Below are 15,683 nucleotides of genomic sequence, written 5' to 3' on the forward strand. Positions count from 1 at the left end.
CGGGCCGCCGCCCTCAGTGTTTACCGAACGCGACACGATGACGGCGGAGCAGCCGTCGGACCGCGAAGCCTTTGCCAAGGCGCGCACTTGAACCCACCGGAACCGCCCGGCCTAGCGGTGCAGTTCGGGGTTCAAGAAGCGGGGAGAGCGCTGAAAAGCGCGCGGCCACCGGCCCGCGCGGCACGGAGCTAGGCCTGCGGATCCTCGCGGCGCGAGGTGAAGCCGAGCAATTGGTCGAGCGCCTCGAATGTCACTCTCGAATCTGTGCCGAGTAGAAGCGGCATCCCACTCAACTGAGGGATCCCAATTGACGTGGGAATCGTGACCGTCGTGACAATCGCATCGGCGGAAAACTGCGGCGACAGCAAATCCATCACGGTTGCCTGCGTAACGTTCACGTCAATCTTACGAACGTCGTAATGCGCCTCGATGCGCTTGCGGATCACCGAGGAGGTCGCCACCCCGGCGCCGCACACAACCGCGACATGTTTCATCAGGACGCGAGAACCTCGTCGAGAATTTCCTCGGCTCGCTCAGGCGAGCAATCCTCTGCAAGCGCAAGCTCGGAGGTGAGAATCTGGCGAGCCTTCGAGAGCATTCGCTTCTCACCCGCGCTCAAACCGCGGTCCTGATCGCGGCGCCACAGGTCACGAACGACCTCGGCAACCTTCTTGATGTCACCCGAGGCAAGCTTCTCCACATTCGCCTTATAACGGCGCGACCAGTTCGTGGGCTCCTCAACATAAGGCTGGCGAAGCACCTCGAAAACCTCTTCGAGGCCCTTTTGGTCGACGACATCGCGCACGCCCACCATGTCAACATTCTCCGCGGGCACCTCAATGGTGAGATCACCCTGCGCAACCTTGAGCTTCAGGTACTTCTTGACCTTGCCCTTGATGGTGCGCTCGTTGACTTCTTCGATGAGCGCCGCACCGTGGTGCGGGTAGACGACTGTTTCGCCGACATTAAAATTCATGAGTTCAGGTCCCTTTCGTCCAGCATCCATTCTAACATCCACGTGTGTGCTATATTTCGCCGCCACATCATTGGGCGGTGACGCCCGAGTGTGGGGTAGTCTGTGAGGGTGCTGCTAGCGCGGCGGTTCCCCCTCCGAGTGGGCTCTTAGTCCCGGCCGGGAAGTCCCGCTTCGCGACGCAAACCATTACGTCATCGACAACTACGTGACCTCAAAATCGCAGGAGTCAGAGTGAAACTTCGTCCCCTCTCCCGCGCTGCCGCGCTCATGGGCATCGCCGCCTTCAGCCTCAGCGGTTGTGCCTATTTCAACCCGACGCAAACCCACCACTTCTACCAGCCGGCAGAGGGCGCCCTCCTCAACTTCACGCCCGAAGGTGCCTCGAAGCCCGTCGGCGTCCGCAATCTCCTCGCTGTCAAAGGGGCGAACGGCGTACAGGTCACCGGCGCAATCGTGAATCAATCGACCGAGGATTTCACCGTCAGCCTCGCCTTCGTCGAGGGCGCTAACGGCGGCGCGAGCATCAACGTGCCCGCCGGCGAAACCATCAAGATTGGCGGCGAGGGCGTCGACCCCATCCAGGTCACGACCTCGAAGAAGCCGGGTGACAACCTTTTCGTCGACATCACCGTTGGCAACGAGACGCAGCGCCTCACCGTGCAGCTGCTCGACGAATCCCTCGAATACCTCGCGCCCGAAAAGTAGTCGACGCTGAATTCATGTGGCGGCCCCGCATCGCGGGGCCGCTCCCTTTTTTAATTCGGGCACGCACTGGCCCTGTGTTTTTGTCTTGGGTGCCCGCTGGCCCTGTGTTCCTGCTTGCTCTGGGTACCTGCTGGCCCTACCTTCCTCCTGATCCTGCGTTTTTGACTCCGCGCTGGCACTGTATGCCTCGAGTTCTCTTTTGAAAGTGGTGAATAACGGCGTCAACTGCCCTCTTTTTTGGCTTCAAGTGGCTGTTTTTCACCACTTTGGATCTGTAGGTGCGCGGTGGGTGCGAAAAAGAGAAATCTCATGGAAGCCATCCCCGAGTTTTGGATTTGTGGGCGAGCGCCGGGGTCGGAAGGCTGAGGCAACAGGTGCCGAGAGTCAAAAATGGAGGTGAGCGCTGGAAGCAGCGAGGAATCAGGCCAGGACCGGCGACGAATCAGGCAAGCAGCGACGAATCAGGAGGGCAAGGAAGCAGCTGGGGAGTGAAGATGGCAAAAGCCCGGCCCCATGAGGCCGGGCTTCCATTTGAGTAGTCGCTATTTAGCCGCGGTTCGCGCGCGGGCGACGCGCCACGAGACGCTCCGCCCCCGACTGTGCGCCCTTCTTCGCCACCTGCTGCAGACCCGAGATGACAACGCCGGACAGGATCGTGAAAAGGGCGACCTTCCAAGCATCGACGTCGTCGTACTCGCTCGTCATGGCCTTGATCTCGGCCTTCGAGGCGCCATCCTTCTTTGCCTGCTTCTGGCGAGCCTTGAGGTCTTTCTTTGCCTGCTTCTCGAACTTCGAGTCAGGAACTTCCTCGTCGAAAGCGCGATGCCAGCCGGCCTCGAGCGCCTTCTTCGCGAGGATCGACGTTCCAATCCCGGCAACCGTCACGATAGCGCCGACCAGGGGATTGCTGGGCTTCGAGGGCATAGGAACTCCTGTCGCTGTTGATGCGGGTACCGCCACAGGTTACCGGGAGAATCTGGAACGAGTTAGGGTTCCGACGGTTGCCCAGCCCCCGGTCAATTCTCGCTTTGTACCCCTCGCAAGTTTCCAAGTGGTGATTTTTAGCCACCTCACGTGCGATACCGAGGGGGTAAACACCGTTTTTCACCACTTTGAAAAAGAAGAGGTGAGGAGGAAGGAAAGCAGGGGAGGAGGAAGGAGAGCGGGGGAGGAGGGGCGGGTGAGGAGGAAAGACAGCGGGTGGGGAAGAGGGGAAGAGGGGAAGAGGGGGAGGCATGAGAAGGAAAAACGGTGAGTGGGGGCGCGGCTGGTGGGGGTGTGGAGGAAGCGGGTAGCAAAAGCGGGGCCCCGGCCAGAAGCCGGAATCCCGCTTTTTACCGAAAGGCTGAGCGCGCTGGAGTGCGGCGCTGCTAAGGGATCGCTTTGCGGATTAGAACTCGTCGACGTCCGTGTGCGGGTTGTGCGAGTCGAGCGAATCGCCCGTCACGAGGAATACCACGCGGCGCGCAATCGAAACGGCGTGGTCGCCAAGGCGCTCGTAGAAGCGAGCGAGCAGCGCAAGGTCAACGGACTCCTTGACGGAGTAGGAGGCGTCGTCGGCGGAGAGAGCGGCGTAAACCTCGTCCATGGTGCGATCCACGTTGTTGTCGCGTTCCTCGATGACGGCGGCGAGGGCAATGTCGTAGCTCGCGAGAACCTTCCCGGCATCGTGGACGGCGTTGAGGCTGAGATCGGCGAGCGTCTCGATGGTCGGCTTGAGGTCGGCGGGGATGACCTCGTTCGGGTGGCGGCGGCGCAGCACAAGCGCGATGTGAGCGGCGAGATCGCCCATGCGCTCAAGCGACGCGCTCATGCGGAGCGTGGCAACGACGGTGCGCAGGTCAGTAGCGACGGGGGACTGGGTCGCGAGGACGTCAATGGCCTTCTCGTCGAGCTCCGCCTGGAGATCGTCGATCTCCTGGTCGCGGACGATGACCTTCTCGGCGAGCGCGAGGTCGCCGGTGAGCAGCGCCTTCGAGGCGTCCTCGAGTGCGGTGGCGACGAGAGAGTTCATCTCCATCAGGCCATCGCGCAGGACCTGAAGTTCATTCTGGAATGCTGCACGCATCGGATCGTCCTTTTCTCTAGGGGCAGTAATGCACCTCCCATTTTCCCGGTGGGAAGTGAATGTTGGCAAACCCCAAGGTGAATAACCAGGAAACGAAACTGGGTCCGATGGGGCGCGGGGAGCCGTCGGGCCCCGAGAACGCGTACCCTGGTGGGGTGAATTCCGTTGCTCTCCTCTTCGTCGCTGCCGCGTGCGGTCTTGTGGCGGGAGTTGTGGCGACCTACGCGGCGCTGCGTGGAAGCCGGCCCGTGCCGGAACCGGCGAAGCCAGTCATTCCGGAGCCAACCTCCGAAGTGCTGTCGATCCTCTCGAGCGCGTACGTACTGCTCGATTCGAGCGGCGACGTCCTGCGCGCCTCACCCCTTGCCTATAGCTACGGCCTCGTGCGCACCACCGGCGGAGACTACCCGCGGCTCGCACACCGCGACCTCATCGACATCGTCACCCAGGTCTCGCGCCAAGGCGGCTTCCGCGAGCAGATGCTGACGAATGAGAAAACCACCCGCTCAGATCAGAACACGCCCACTGTTGTGAGCGTGCGCGTGGGCGCGCTCAGCAGCTCACGGCGAATCCTCGTGCTTGCCGACGACCTCTCGAAGCAGTCCCGCGTCGAAGAAACGCGTCGCGACTTCGTCGCGAACGTCTCGCACGAACTGAAAACCCCCGTCGGCGCCTTGACGCTCCTCGCGGAAACGATGGAGGACGCCGCAGACGACCCCGAAGCCGTGCGCCGCTTCGCGAGCCGCATGCAAACTGAATCGCGGCGCCTCTCGCTCCTCGTGCAGGAAATCATCGAGCTGTCGCGCGTGCAGGGGGCGCAATCTTTTGCCGACGCCTCCACGGTCGACGTCGACTCTGTGGTTGCCGAAGCTGTTGCCCTCAACCAGAACCTCGCCTCGGGCCACGGCATGACGATCCAGTCCGGTGGCACGCAAAACCTTGAGGTATTCGGAAGCTCGACGATGCTGACCACGGCACTGTCTAACCTGATCATGAACGCGATTACGTATTCACCGCCGAACACCCTCATCGGCGTATCGCCCCGCCGCCACAACGGCATGGTCGAAATTTCCGTGAAGGATGAGGGGATCGGCATCTCGCCCGAAAATATGGAACGCATTTTTGAGCGTTTCTACCGCGTGGATAAGGCACGCTCCCGTGCGACCGGCGGCACCGGCCTTGGCCTGTCGATCGTGAAGCACATTGCGAGCAACCACGGGGGCGAAGTCACAGTATGGTCGAAGGAGGGCTCAGGTTCGACGTTCACACTTCGAATCCCCGAGCTCGCCGACGATTCACCACGGGATCTGCCCATTCACACAGGAGAATAGGAAACATGGCACGCATCCTCATTGTTGAAGACGAGGAGAGTTTCTCGGACGCGCTCAGCTACTCGCTGCGCAAGGAGGGATACGAGGTCGCGGTGGCGAATACCGGCGACCGGGGGCTCGCGGTGTTCCAGGTGCACGGGGCGGACCTCGTGCTTCTCGACCTCATGCTTCCCGGTATGAGCGGCACTGATGTGTGCCGCGAGATCCGCAAGACGTCGAGCGTGCCCGTCATCATGCTCACCGCGAAGGATGACGAGTTCGATAAGGTTCTCGGCCTCGAGCTTGGTGCCGACGACTACGTGACGAAGCCGTATTCGTCGCGCGAACTGCTCGCTCGCATCAAAGCCGTTCTTCGCCGCGGCGAGCAGCAGAAGGCACCCGGCCAGGACAGCGTTGAAGACGAGGCCGTGCTAGCGGCCGGCGGGATCGAGATGAACGTCGATCGGCACGTGGTGCGGGTACGTGGCGTAGATACGCCGCTTCCGCTTAAGGAGTTCGAGCTTCTCGAGATTCTGCTGCGCAACGCCGATCGTGTTCTCACGCGCGGCCAGCTCATCGATCGTGTGTGGGGCTCAAACTACGTGGGCGACACGAAAACCCTCGACGTGCACATCAAGCGTTTGCGCGCGAAGATCGAGATCAACCCGAAGAGCCCGGAGCTTATCGTGACGGTGCGCGGCCTCGGCTACAAGTTTGAGTCGCCCGCGGAGGCCTAACCCGTCGGAGCGCTTACGCTTTTTTGTAGGCGAATTCCCACACGAGCCGGCCCGCGGCGGTCGCTTTCTTCTCGAAGGCGGTGCGCACGCGCCCGTCGAACCGCGGCGCGAACCCTACGTTCGGCATTGCCTCGCTCACCGAGTCAGACGCGGTGCCCTCGGGCCTCGGCCCTGACGGGTAGAGGTTCACGAGTAGTCCCTCGGCCGCGACGGTCTCGAAAGCGGCGTGCTGGTGTTCGGCGTAGTCGGCCCAGTCGGTCGCGGTGCGAATGATTCCACCCGGCTCGAGGAGCGTCGTGAGGGCCCGCAGGAATCCGGGAGAGATCAGCCGACGCTTGTGGTGCTTTGTTTTGTGCCACGGATCTGCGAAGAAGATCCACACTTCACGGATCGATTCGGGCCCGAGGAGCGTGGGCAGGGAGTTTTCGGCGTCGACCTCGAGCATTTTCACGTTGCGGGGCAGGCCCAGGCGCTCGAGGTGGAGCATCGTTTGGGCAAGGCCCGGCTTGTACACCTCGAGTGCGAGGAAGTTTTCGCTCGGGCGCGAGGCTGCCGCGGCGGCGATGCAATCGCCCTGCCCGGAGCCGATCTCCACGATGAGCGGGTTCGCATTCCCGTACAGTTCCGAAATGGACAGTCGCACGGAAGGGTCGGCGAGGGTTGAGCGGGCCCCGCGCGGCACGTCCACGACGTACTGCGCGGCATGCGCCTGCCACGCGCGCTCCTGGGCGGCGCTCAGACGGGAGCCGCGGCGCACGAAGCTCACGACCTCGCGCCGAACTCGCCCGTCGCTCGTGAGCTTCGGGGCCTCAGGCACGGGTGACCTTGCCGTCGGCGACCTTAAGGGCCACTTCGGTTAGGGGCTTCTCGGCGGGGCCGCCCTTGACGTCGCCCGTTTGAGAATCAAACGTCGAATCGTGGCACGGGCAGTGAAGCACGGGACCCTCGGGGTTGAGGGCGCAGCCCTGGTGCGTGCAGTACGCCTCAAAGCCGTGGAGGTCATCGCCGTTCCCGCGGACGACGGCCACGAATGCTTTTTGCCCGCCGAAGTTCACGATGGTCGTCTGGTTTTCGGGAAGGTCCTCGAGGGAAACGGCGCCCGAGTCGTCGACCTGGACTTCCTTTGCCTTGAGGCCACCGCGATCCGGGCCGCAGCCGGCGAGGGCGAGCGCGGCCGCACCGGTCAGGCCGAGCGCGCCGAGGTCACGCCGCTTCACGCACGGTGGCAGCTCACTGTTGGGCTCGGCGGGAAGGTCAGCACGGACGATGCGCGGTTTCATGGCTCTCTCTCGGGTTGGAACGGCGGGTCAATGGCGGGTACGGGCACCCGATCAAGGGTGACCTCCGCGCGGGTACGGCCCCGCGTGCGTGTGCCACGGCCTTTCAGGGGCGCGGGGCGTCCCGCGTAGGGGAAGGCCCGACGCCTGCCGGGCAAGCGTCGGACCCCAATTTTATCCCCCGGACCCTAGCCTTCGTGCTCCTCACACGCCGCCTCCGGGTACTCCCACGGCGAGTTTGGGTCGGGCACGGTCGAGGTGATGAGGGTACCGTCGGCGCGTGAGTCGCCAACGTAGTGTGCCTCGATGTCGCCGTCCTGGAGGACGGGGCCCTGGCCGTGAAGAGGAACCCTCACGCTTTCGTTCGTGATGCGCACCGTTTCGCCGCGCACGCTGACGTCGAGCTCCTCGCCCTCTTCGAGCGTGAAGGTGATGTCGCCCTTCGTGATTCGCACGGTGAAGCGGCTGCCGCGCACCGTGAGCGGGAATTCGAGGGCGGGCCATTCATCGGGCAGACGCGGGTCGAAGCTGATGTCGCCGTCGTTGAAGCGCATGCCGCCAAAGCCTGCGACGAGGCCGTTCCACACACCGCCCGCGGAGGCGATATGAACGCCATCCTTCGTGTTTTTGTGCAGGTCAGCGAGGTCAACGTAGAGGCCCGTGAGGAAGTAATCGAGGGCGAGATCCTGGTGGCCTACCTCTGCAGCCATGATCGATTGGACAACTGCGGAAAGGGTCGAGTCGCCGGTCGTGATCGGGTCGTAGTACTCGAAGTTCGCCTTCTTGTGCTCGGTCGTGAATTCGGCACCGCGCAGGTAGGTCGCGAGGACGACGTCTGCCTGCTTGATGACCTGGAAGCGGTAGATCACGAGCGGGTGGTAGTTGAGCAAAAGCGGGAAACGGTCGGCCGGGGTGGACTTGATGTCCCACACCTCGCGATCGAGGAAGCGGTCGTCCTGGGGATGGATGCCCATCGTTTCGTCGAACTCGATGTACATGCCGTCGGCGCACGCCTGCCACTCGTCGATCTCGCGCTCGTCGAGGTCGATTTTCTGCACAAGTGCGCGGTAGGCCTCGGGGAGGCGTTCGCGCAGATCGAGCAGTGTGCGAGCGGCCCGCTCGAGGTTGTATTTCGCCATGACGTTCGTGAACAGGTTGTTGTTCACGACAGTCGTGTATTCGTCGGGCCCGGTCACACCGTGAATGTGGAAAGTGCGCTCGCCGTTCGTGCGCCAGAAGCCAAGATCGGCCCACATGCGCGCGGTCTCCGCGAGGACTTCGGCGCCTTGGAGGTCGAGGAAGCTCGTATCGCCCGTGATGTCGTTGTAGGTGGCGAACGCCCACGCGATGTCCGCGTCGATGTGGTACTGCGCGGTTCCGGCAGCGTAGTAGGCGCTCGCCTCGTCGCCGTTAATGGTGCGCCACGGGAAGAGGGCGCCCCGCTGGTTGAGCTCCCGGGCCCTCTCGCGGGCCGCATCGAGAAGGTTCACGCGGAAGCGCAGGGCATTGCGTGCCCATTCCGGCGAGGTGAAGGTGAGGAACGGGACGACATAGATGTCGGTATCCCAGAAGTAGTGGCCTTCGTACCCGGAGCCTGTCATGCCTTTCGCGGGGACGCCTGCTTGGTCGGCACGAGCGGCGGCTTGTGCGAGCTGGTAGATGCACCAGCGGGCCGCCTGCTGCACGGCACTTTGGCCCTCGATGCGGATGTCCGAGCGCTCCCAGAAGCTTTCGAGAAATTCTCGCTGCGCGTCGTGGTAGTGCTCAAGCGTGTACTTGTGCACGCGGTCGAGCGTGCGGCGGCAGCGATCCTGGAGCTCGCGCACCGGCACACTCGACGCAAAGTGGTAGGCGACGGCTTTCTTGACGAGGAATTTCTCGCCCTCGGGCAGTTCGCCTCGCATGATGAAACGGCCCATGTCGTCGTCGATCTTGACGAGACTCTGGAAGTCGATTTCCGTCTCGACCGCGTGGTCGGCGGCAACACCAACCCCGATTCCAGAGTGGGCGGTGCGATAGCCCATGAGCACGCGGTCGCCGGAGGCGTGATTGTCTTCCGGGATCAGCACGCGCGTGTCAAACGACGTGGTTTGCCGCGGATCGTACTTGTTCTCGCCGGCACGCGGGGCCGTTGCGGGCGCGGCATCGACGTTGAGGTCCTGGCGGTTGATGATTTGGGAAGAGATCGCGATCGGAGCGCTTCCCTTGACCATTTCGACTTCGAGGGACATGAGCGCGAGGTGGCGGTCGGTGAAGCTCACCATGCGGCTAGAGCGCACGCGCACCTGGGCACCGCTCGGGGTGCGCCACAGAAGGTCGCGGCGCAGAACGCCCTCGCGGAAGTCGATCCAGCGCTTGTATTCGAGGAGGTCGCTCGTGGAGACGTTGAGCGGTTCATCGTCGACGTAAAGCTTGATGACGGTCGAATCGGGTGCGTTCACGATGGTCTGCCCGGTCTTCGCGAAGCCGAACGCGTTCTCCGCGTGCTTGATGGGCCAGGTTTCGTGGAATCCGTTGAGGAACGTGCCGTGACTTGCGACGTCGCGGCCCTCCTCGGGCGTGCCGCGCATGCCGAGATAGCCGTTGGCGGTCGCGAAAATCGTTTCGAGGAAGCCGAGCTGTGCGCCGGGGCGCGACTCGACGAGCTGCCATTCATCCACGGGCAGGTGGACCCTGTCCATGGGGTCGGCGGAGACTTTATGGATGCTCATGCCAGCTCCTTGAGGTCGTCAACAACGATGGTGGCGCCGGCTTCGGCGAGCGCCTCTTGGCCCACGCCGCGGTTGACGCCGATGACGGCACCGAAGTTGCCCGCGGCTCCGGCCTGCACGCCGCTCGTGGCGTCTTCAAGAACGACGGCTTTCTCGGCAGGCACGCCCACGAGCTTCGCGCCGTAAAGGTAGGTGTCGGGGGCGGGTTTGCCCTGGATCGAGTGCTCGGCGGCGACGTTGCCGTCCACGATCACCTCGAAGCGTTCGAGCAGTCCAGCGGCCTTCAGCACGGTGCGGGCATTCTTCGAGCTCGAGACGATCGCGATTTTCGCGGTTTCGGGCAGCGAGTCAAGGAACGCGAGCGTGCCGGGATACGGCTCGACCCCTTCCTGCTCGAGGATGTCGAGCACGAGGGCGTTCTTGCGGTTACCGAGGCCGCAGACGGTCATGGCGGCGGGGGCGTCGTCGGGAGTGCCTTCGGGCAGGTTAATCCCGCGGGAGGCGAGGAAACTCCTCACGCCGTCGTAGCGCGGCTTGCCATCCACGTACGTGAAGTAGTCCATGTCGGTGTATTTGGCCTGCCCCTCGTAGTCCACGAGCACCTGGTTGAACATACGACTCCAGGCTCGCATGTGGACGTCGGCGGTGGGGGTGACGACCCCGTCGAGGTCGAAAAGGTAGGCGTCAAAGCTAGCCGCGTTGAAGGAAGCGGCGGGCGTGGGATCTTGGGGAGCGTTCGTCGCGTTCTCAGTCACGGAATAACTGTAGGTGGCGGGGCTGAACGGTGTCGCACAGTTTCGTCGAGTGGTGTGGGGTTTTTGAGTTTTCTCTCCCGCTACCCCTCGCTGAGCACGTCTTCTCGGCCGATTCCATCCTCGTAGCGGGAGGCGAGGATGGCGCGGGCAGCGTTGGCGGCAGTGATGTCGGCGCTCGCGGTCGGCGCGTACGCGGCGGGCGTGCGCTGGACGGACGCGGGCCCGGGTGCCACGAGTATCGGCGGGTGCAGGAGAAGCGTCGTGTCCAGACCCGAGAGCCGCACGAGCTCGAGGGCACGGCGGGCAGCCAGCAGGGATGGGTCTGGTGTTCCGACGGTTGCCCACGCTCGCGTTGCTCTTTCGGCGAAGGAGCGTTCGCGGCGCGGAGCTTCGGCCTCGCGCGTGCCGTGCACGGTGCAGCGGAGGGCATCGAGTGGCGCCGTTGCGATGAGCCGGCGAATTCCAGCGCGCCGCATCGCGCGAACAGTGCTGGCGGCGAGCTTTTCGGCATCCTCGTGGGCCTCGAGAACGAGGAAGACCGCTGTTGCGCCGTGGAGTCGAGCGGCGTACTCCTCGAGGGCGTCGGGGATCGCCGCGTAGGTGATTGCACGCGAAAAACGCGTGAGGTGTTCGGGCTGGGCGCTCAGCGCCACTACATCGCCGCCGTCTTGAAGAGCGAGGTAGGCCTCGCTCACGAGAGCGTCGCCGAGGGGGCTCGCGGCGTCAACGATCGCGAGCGCTTCGCGGGGCTGGGGTGTGCTCATGGGCGGAACCTTTCTTCGCGGTAGAGGCGCGAGGGGGAAGCGCCGGAATGCGGAGCAAGGGGCTCACCCATGGCGAGCCATGGAATTCTTTGGCGCCCGAGTCCCAACCTTAGAGCCGCATCACTTCCCCATATCAAGGTGGTTGAACGACATCATCAGCCTACTCATGGAGCGTGAGCGGTGCTGTTATAGCGGTAGTGCACTAATGAGGGGGATGCGTGAGAGCGCAGAGAATCGTGGGGAGTGGTAACAGCGATGAGTTGCGCGTTGCGTACGTGGTTAGCTCTGGGGCGAGAGCCGTGCGCGCACTGAGCGGGGTCGAAACCCCCACAAGGCCTATGCAATCCGAGAGGGGGAGATGGAGCGGACGACGGGAATCGAACCCGCGTAATCAGTTTGGAAGACTGAGGCTCTACCATTGAGCTACGTCCGCGAGAAGCGCCCGAGCGCTTCAGGGATCTATATTGCCACATGCCTGGCCCTGGCCCAAGGCGCACGTGCGGCGTGAGGCATGTATCTCGTCACATCGCGCGAGTGATGTCGAAGCGCCCTCAGGTGGTGGCGGGTAAACTTGGCTGGGTTGCCATAACGGCTTTAGCGGCTCGAAGGAACGCTGGCCGGTGTGGTGGACCGGGATGTAGCTCAGCTTGGTAGAGCGTCCGCTTTGGGAGCGGAAGGTCGCAGGTTCAAATCCTGTCATCCCGACGTCGCAGGGGCCGCCACGTGGCGTCGCCCCAGTTACCGACTTTGAAACACGAGAACTACTACGAGGAGACTTGCACGTGAAGACTGCAGTCGAGAAGCTGAGCGCGACCCGCGTGAAGCTTAACGTTGAGGTTCCTTTTGAGGAACTGAAGCCCGCGATCGATCAGGCCGCGAAGAAGATTGCCAAGGATGTGCAGCTTCCCGGCTTCCGTAAGGGCAAGGTTCCCACGTCACTCATCGAGAAGCGTTTCGGTAAGCCCGCGATCATCCAGGAAGCCGTGAATGACGCGCTTCCGGGCTACTACCAGCAGGCTGCTGCGGAGGCCGAGCTCAAGCCGGCAGGCCGCCCCGAAGTTGAGGTCAAGGAAGTTCCGGGCCTCGACGGCTCGGAAGAGGGCAACCTCGTGTTCGTTATCGAGCAGGATGTGCGCCCGGAGATCGAGCTTCCCACCTTCTCCGACCTCGAGGTCGAGATCGAAGAGCCCGTCGTTGACGACGACGCAGTGGAGATGCGCCTCACCGCGCTGCGCGAGCGCTTCGGCACCCTCAAGGGTGTGGACCGCCCCGCCGAAGATGGCGACTTCGTGTCGATCGACATGGTTGCGAAGATCGAGGACGAGCAGATCGACACCGTCGAGGGTGTGTCCTACAACATCGGCGAGGGCAACATGCTCGACGGTCTCGACGAGGCCCTGATCGGCCTTTCGGCTGGCGAGACCACGACGTTCACCTCGAAGCTCGCCGGTGGCGAGCGCGCCGGCGAGGAAGCGCAGATCACCGTCACCGCGCAGAGCGTGAAGGTGCGCGAGCTTCCCGAGGCTGACGACGAGTTCGCTGAACTCGCTTCCGAGTTCGACACGCTGGATGAGCTCAAGGCCGACCTCAAGGTTCAGGCCGAGAAGGACGCCGAGGGCAACCGCGTCGCGCTCGCCCGCAACGCGCTCCTCGAGAAGCTTCTCGAGGACATCGAGATCGAGGTTCCCGAGCAGCTCGTCAAGGACGAGATTGAGGCTCACCTCGAAAACGAGGGCAAGACGGCGGATGACCCGCACGGCGAGGAAATCAAGGACGACACGGTCAAGGCGATCCGTGCGCAGTTCCTCCTCGATGCGATCCTCGAGACGCGCGAGGTCGAGGTCGGCCAGGAAGACCTCATGAACTTCATGTCCCAGATGGCCGCGCAGTACGGCATGGACCCGAACACGTTCCTCCAGGCTGTTGCGCAGGGCGGTCAGCTCGAGCAGATCTTCGGCGAAGTTCAGCGCTCGAAGGCGCTTGACGACGCGCTCGCTGAGGTGACGGTCAAGACCGAGGGTGGCAAGGTTCTGGATCTTGGCCTCTCAAAGGGTGAGGAGTCCGACGATTCCTCGGCTGACGATGACGCGAAGGCCGAGGGCGAGAAGAAGGCCCCCGCCAAGAAGGCTGCTGCCAAGAAGCCCGCTGCCAAGAAGCCCGCTGCGAAGAAGCCGGCCGCGAAGAAGACCGCGGAAAAGGCGACTGCTGAAAAGAAGCCGGCCGCTAAGAAGACGACCACGAAGAAGGCCGCTGAAAAGTCCGAGGACAAGGGCGAGGACAAGTAAGTCCCGCACCATTCCTAGAGGGGCGGCCCCTCTTCGCGAAAGCGGAGATGGGGCCGCTACCCTTTTAAGAGCGCGGCGCCGCGCGAAGGAGGAGACAGTCATGGCTTGGATCGATCACGCCCTGTGGTGGCACGTCTACCCGCTTGGCTTCACGGACGCCCCTATCCGTGCAGAGGACTCGCGCACCGGCCGAGGGTTCGACCACCTCACAAGCTGGCTCGATTACGTGCAGGAACTCGGCCTCAACGGCATCGCTCTCGGCCCCATTTGCGCGTCGAAAACTCACGGCTACGACACGCTCGACTACCTGAGAATCGACCCGCGCCTCGGAGATGACGCCGCATTCGATCGGTTCCTTAGCGCGTGCAAGGAGCGGGGGATTCGCGTGCTCCTCGACGGCGTGTTCTCGCACGTCTCGACTGATTTCGAGCCGCTTCGCCGGGAGCTCGAAAGCCCCGCCGAAACTGCCGCCGCGCGCGAGTTCGATATCGATATGGATGCCGACGGTGGCCCGGCTCCACGCGTGTGGGAGGGGCACGGGGAGCTTGCCCGCTTTAACCACGACAGTGCGGCTGCAAAGGACCGCATCGAGCACGTCATGCGGTACTGGCTCGAGCGGGGGATCGACGGCTGGCGCCTGGATGCCGCCTACTCGGTCCCGGCGCACTTCTGGAGGGCAATTATCCCGAGCCTTCGCCAGGACTTCCCGGGGGCCTACTTCTTCGCAGAAATCATCCACGGCGACTACTGCGAGTTCGTGAAAGAGGCGGGGGTCGATTCGGCAACCGAATACGAGCTGTGGAAGGCGATCTACTCGAGCATTGAGCAGAAGAATCTGTTCGAACTCGAGTGGACCCTTGGGCGTCACAACGCGTTCCTCGAACACTTCGTTCCGTACACATTCGTGGGCAATCACGACACGAGCCGCATCGCGAGCGTGCTTGGCGCAGACGGCGCACTTACGGCCCACGCGATTCTCTACACGCTCGGGGGCTGCCCCGCGCTCTACTACGGCGACGAGCAAGCGTTCCGCGGCATTAAAGAAGAACGGATCGGCGGAGACGACGACGTGCGCCAGGCCTTCCCCGATTCGCCCCGCGACTTCTTTGGCGAAGGCCTCGCCATGCGCGACGCGATCGCCGGGCTCATCGGCGTACGCCGAGCCGAGCCGTGGCTCGTGACCGCACGCACCGAAGTGCTAACCATCGCGAATGAGCGCATGACGTACCGCGCCCACGAGCACGGGGGAGAGCGATTCATCGACGTTGACATCACCCTCGAGGGGATGCCCCGCGCAACGATTCGAGATGCGCACGGAACAGTGCTGTGGTCCCAGCCGCAGCTGTAGCGAGGCAAGCGTCGGAACTGCGCCCCTGGCGAACACAGGCGCCGAGACCCCTCGCGCTCGCTAAGGTTGAGGGGTACGAAATCTCAAGACACAAGGAGTGCACCGTGACCCAGCACAGCGTGAACGCGGCCGGTGAGATGCCGCTTGGCCTCGACGACAACGTGTACCAGCGGCTCCTGCGCGAGCGCATCGTGTGGCTCGGCTCGGATGTTCGCGACGACAACGCGAACGCTATCTGCGCGAAGCTGCTCCTGCTTGCGGCTGAGGACCCGGATAAGGACATCTTCCTCTATATCAACAGCCCCGGCGGTTCGATCACCGCAGGCATGGCTATCTACGACACGATGCAGTACATCAAGCCGGATGTCGTCACGGTTGCCATGGGCATGGCCGCCTCGATGGGGCAGTTCCTGCTGAGCTCCGGCACCCCCGGTAAGCGTTTCGCGACGCCCCACACGCGTATTCTCATGCACCAGCCGCTCGGCGGCCTCGGCGGCACCGCGTCCGAGATCAAGATCCAGGCCGATCTGATCCTCTCGATGAAGCAGCAGATGGCCGAGATTACCGCTGAGCAGACCGGCAAGAGCGTCGAGCAGATCATTGCCGACGGCGACCGCGACCACTGGTTCACCGCCCCCGAAGCCCTCGAATATGGCTTCATCGACCGGATCGTCTCCGCAGCCGGCGACGTGACCGGCGATGGCGGCATGGACGAGAACTGACGCGGCGAAACTAAAGGAGTACAAC

Annotated in this window: 16 protein-coding genes and 2 tRNA genes; 8 read left to right on the plus strand and 10 right to left on the minus strand. The window is 63.4% G+C overall.

Annotated features, from left to right (window positions below; translation table 11 throughout):
- Positions 1-188: 188 nt before the first annotated feature.
- Together HMPREF3157_RS05340 and HMPREF3157_RS05345 are read right to left on the minus strand one after the other, a co-directional pair.
- Positions 189-494: a PTS sugar transporter subunit IIB gene (locus tag HMPREF3157_RS05340; RefSeq protein WP_016663107.1), complete on the minus strand. Its 306-nt coding sequence runs from the start codon at positions 492-494 to the stop codon at positions 189-191.
- Positions 494-976: a CarD family transcriptional regulator gene (locus HMPREF3157_RS05345; protein WP_016663106.1), complete on the minus strand. Its 483-nt coding sequence runs from the start codon at positions 974-976 to the stop codon at positions 494-496. The genes HMPREF3157_RS05340 and HMPREF3157_RS05345 overlap by 1 nt, the downstream gene beginning before the upstream one ends.
- Before the next feature lie 231 nt (positions 977-1,207).
- On the opposite strand from HMPREF3157_RS05345, the gene HMPREF3157_RS05350 reads away from it, so the two are divergent.
- Complete coding sequence (locus HMPREF3157_RS05350; RefSeq protein WP_016663105.1) at positions 1,208-1,681, plus strand: hypothetical protein; 474 nt, start codon at positions 1,208-1,210, stop codon at positions 1,679-1,681.
- A 546-nt stretch (positions 1,682-2,227) separates the two neighbouring features.
- Here the strand turns inward: HMPREF3157_RS05350 and HMPREF3157_RS05355 are convergent.
- On the minus strand, positions 2,228-2,605 hold the full coding sequence (locus HMPREF3157_RS05355) for a DUF4235 domain-containing protein (protein WP_016663104.1): 378 nt from the start codon (positions 2,603-2,605) through the stop codon (positions 2,228-2,230).
- Positions 2,606-2,735: 130 nt separating this feature from the next.
- Between HMPREF3157_RS05355 and HMPREF3157_RS10435 the strand changes: the two genes are divergently transcribed.
- Complete coding sequence (locus HMPREF3157_RS10435) at positions 2,736-2,936, plus strand: hypothetical protein (RefSeq protein ID WP_210386275.1); 201 nt, start codon at positions 2,736-2,738, stop codon at positions 2,934-2,936.
- 135 nt (positions 2,937-3,071) lie between these two features.
- On the opposite strand, the gene phoU is transcribed toward HMPREF3157_RS10435, so the two are convergent.
- The gene (gene phoU, locus HMPREF3157_RS05360) at positions 3,072-3,749 is read right to left on the minus strand and encodes a phosphate signaling complex protein PhoU (protein WP_070435757.1); all 678 of its coding nucleotides are present in this window, start codon (positions 3,747-3,749) and stop codon (positions 3,072-3,074) included.
- A 155-nt stretch (positions 3,750-3,904) separates the two neighbouring features.
- On the opposite strand from phoU, the gene HMPREF3157_RS05365 reads away from it, so the two are divergent.
- Entirely contained in the window at positions 3,905-5,080 is a 1,176-nt protein-coding gene (locus tag HMPREF3157_RS05365; RefSeq protein WP_070435825.1) for a sensor histidine kinase, read from the plus strand.
- Positions 5,081-5,085: 5 nt separating this feature from the next.
- Positions 5,086-5,796, plus strand: coding sequence for a response regulator transcription factor (locus HMPREF3157_RS05370; protein WP_070435758.1), 711 nt, complete (start codon positions 5,086-5,088; stop codon positions 5,794-5,796).
- 13 nt (positions 5,797-5,809) lie between these two features.
- Here the strand turns inward: HMPREF3157_RS05370 and trmB are convergent, their stop codons facing one another.
- From trmB to HMPREF3157_RS05400, 6 genes are all read right to left on the minus strand, one after another.
- Positions 5,810-6,613 (minus strand): tRNA (guanosine(46)-N7)-methyltransferase TrmB, encoded by an 804-nt coding sequence (gene trmB, locus HMPREF3157_RS05375; protein WP_070435759.1) that lies wholly within the window; start codon positions 6,611-6,613, stop codon positions 5,810-5,812.
- The gene (locus HMPREF3157_RS05380) at positions 6,606-7,076 is read right to left on the minus strand and encodes a QcrA and Rieske domain-containing protein (protein WP_070435760.1); all 471 of its coding nucleotides are present in this window, start codon (positions 7,074-7,076) and stop codon (positions 6,606-6,608) included. Before HMPREF3157_RS05380 ends, trmB begins: the two co-directional genes overlap by 8 nt.
- Before the next feature lie 185 nt (positions 7,077-7,261).
- Positions 7,262-9,784 (minus strand): glycoside hydrolase family 65 protein, encoded by a 2,523-nt coding sequence (locus tag HMPREF3157_RS05385; protein WP_070435761.1) that lies wholly within the window; start codon positions 9,782-9,784, stop codon positions 7,262-7,264.
- The gene (locus HMPREF3157_RS05390) at positions 9,781-10,539 is read right to left on the minus strand and encodes an HAD family hydrolase (protein WP_034370331.1); all 759 of its coding nucleotides are present in this window, start codon (positions 10,537-10,539) and stop codon (positions 9,781-9,783) included. Before HMPREF3157_RS05390 ends, HMPREF3157_RS05385 begins: the two co-directional genes overlap by 4 nt.
- 80 nt (positions 10,540-10,619) lie before the next feature.
- The gene (locus HMPREF3157_RS05395) at positions 10,620-11,303 is read right to left on the minus strand and encodes an NAD(P)H-binding protein (RefSeq protein WP_034370328.1); all 684 of its coding nucleotides are present in this window, start codon (positions 11,301-11,303) and stop codon (positions 10,620-10,622) included.
- Positions 11,304-11,662: 359 nt separating this feature from the next.
- Positions 11,663-11,736 (minus strand) — tRNA-Gly (locus HMPREF3157_RS05400).
- A 198-nt stretch (positions 11,737-11,934) separates the two neighbouring features.
- Between HMPREF3157_RS05400 and HMPREF3157_RS05405 the strand changes: the two genes are divergently transcribed.
- The 4 genes from HMPREF3157_RS05405 (at position 11,935) to HMPREF3157_RS05420 (ending at position 15,658) form a co-directional block, all read left to right on the plus strand.
- Positions 11,935-12,008, plus strand: a tRNA-Pro gene (locus tag HMPREF3157_RS05405).
- Between the two features lie 77 nt (positions 12,009-12,085).
- Positions 12,086-13,588 (plus strand): trigger factor, encoded by a 1,503-nt coding sequence (gene tig, locus HMPREF3157_RS05410; RefSeq protein ID WP_034370324.1) that lies wholly within the window; start codon positions 12,086-12,088, stop codon positions 13,586-13,588.
- 100 nt (positions 13,589-13,688) lie between these two features.
- Positions 13,689-14,936: an alpha-amylase family glycosyl hydrolase gene (locus HMPREF3157_RS05415; RefSeq protein ID WP_034370322.1), complete on the plus strand. Its 1,248-nt coding sequence runs from the start codon at positions 13,689-13,691 to the stop codon at positions 14,934-14,936.
- Between the two features lie 137 nt (positions 14,937-15,073).
- The gene (locus tag HMPREF3157_RS05420; protein WP_051120673.1) at positions 15,074-15,658 is read left to right on the plus strand and encodes an ATP-dependent Clp protease proteolytic subunit; all 585 of its coding nucleotides are present in this window, start codon (positions 15,074-15,076) and stop codon (positions 15,656-15,658) included.
- The last annotated feature ends 25 nt before the right edge of the window (positions 15,659-15,683 follow it).

It is taken from the genome of Dermabacter sp. HMSC06F07 (assembly GCF_001807345.1).
In the GTDB taxonomy this organism is placed as follows: Bacteria; Actinomycetota; Actinomycetes; order Actinomycetales; family Dermabacteraceae; genus Dermabacter; species Dermabacter hominis.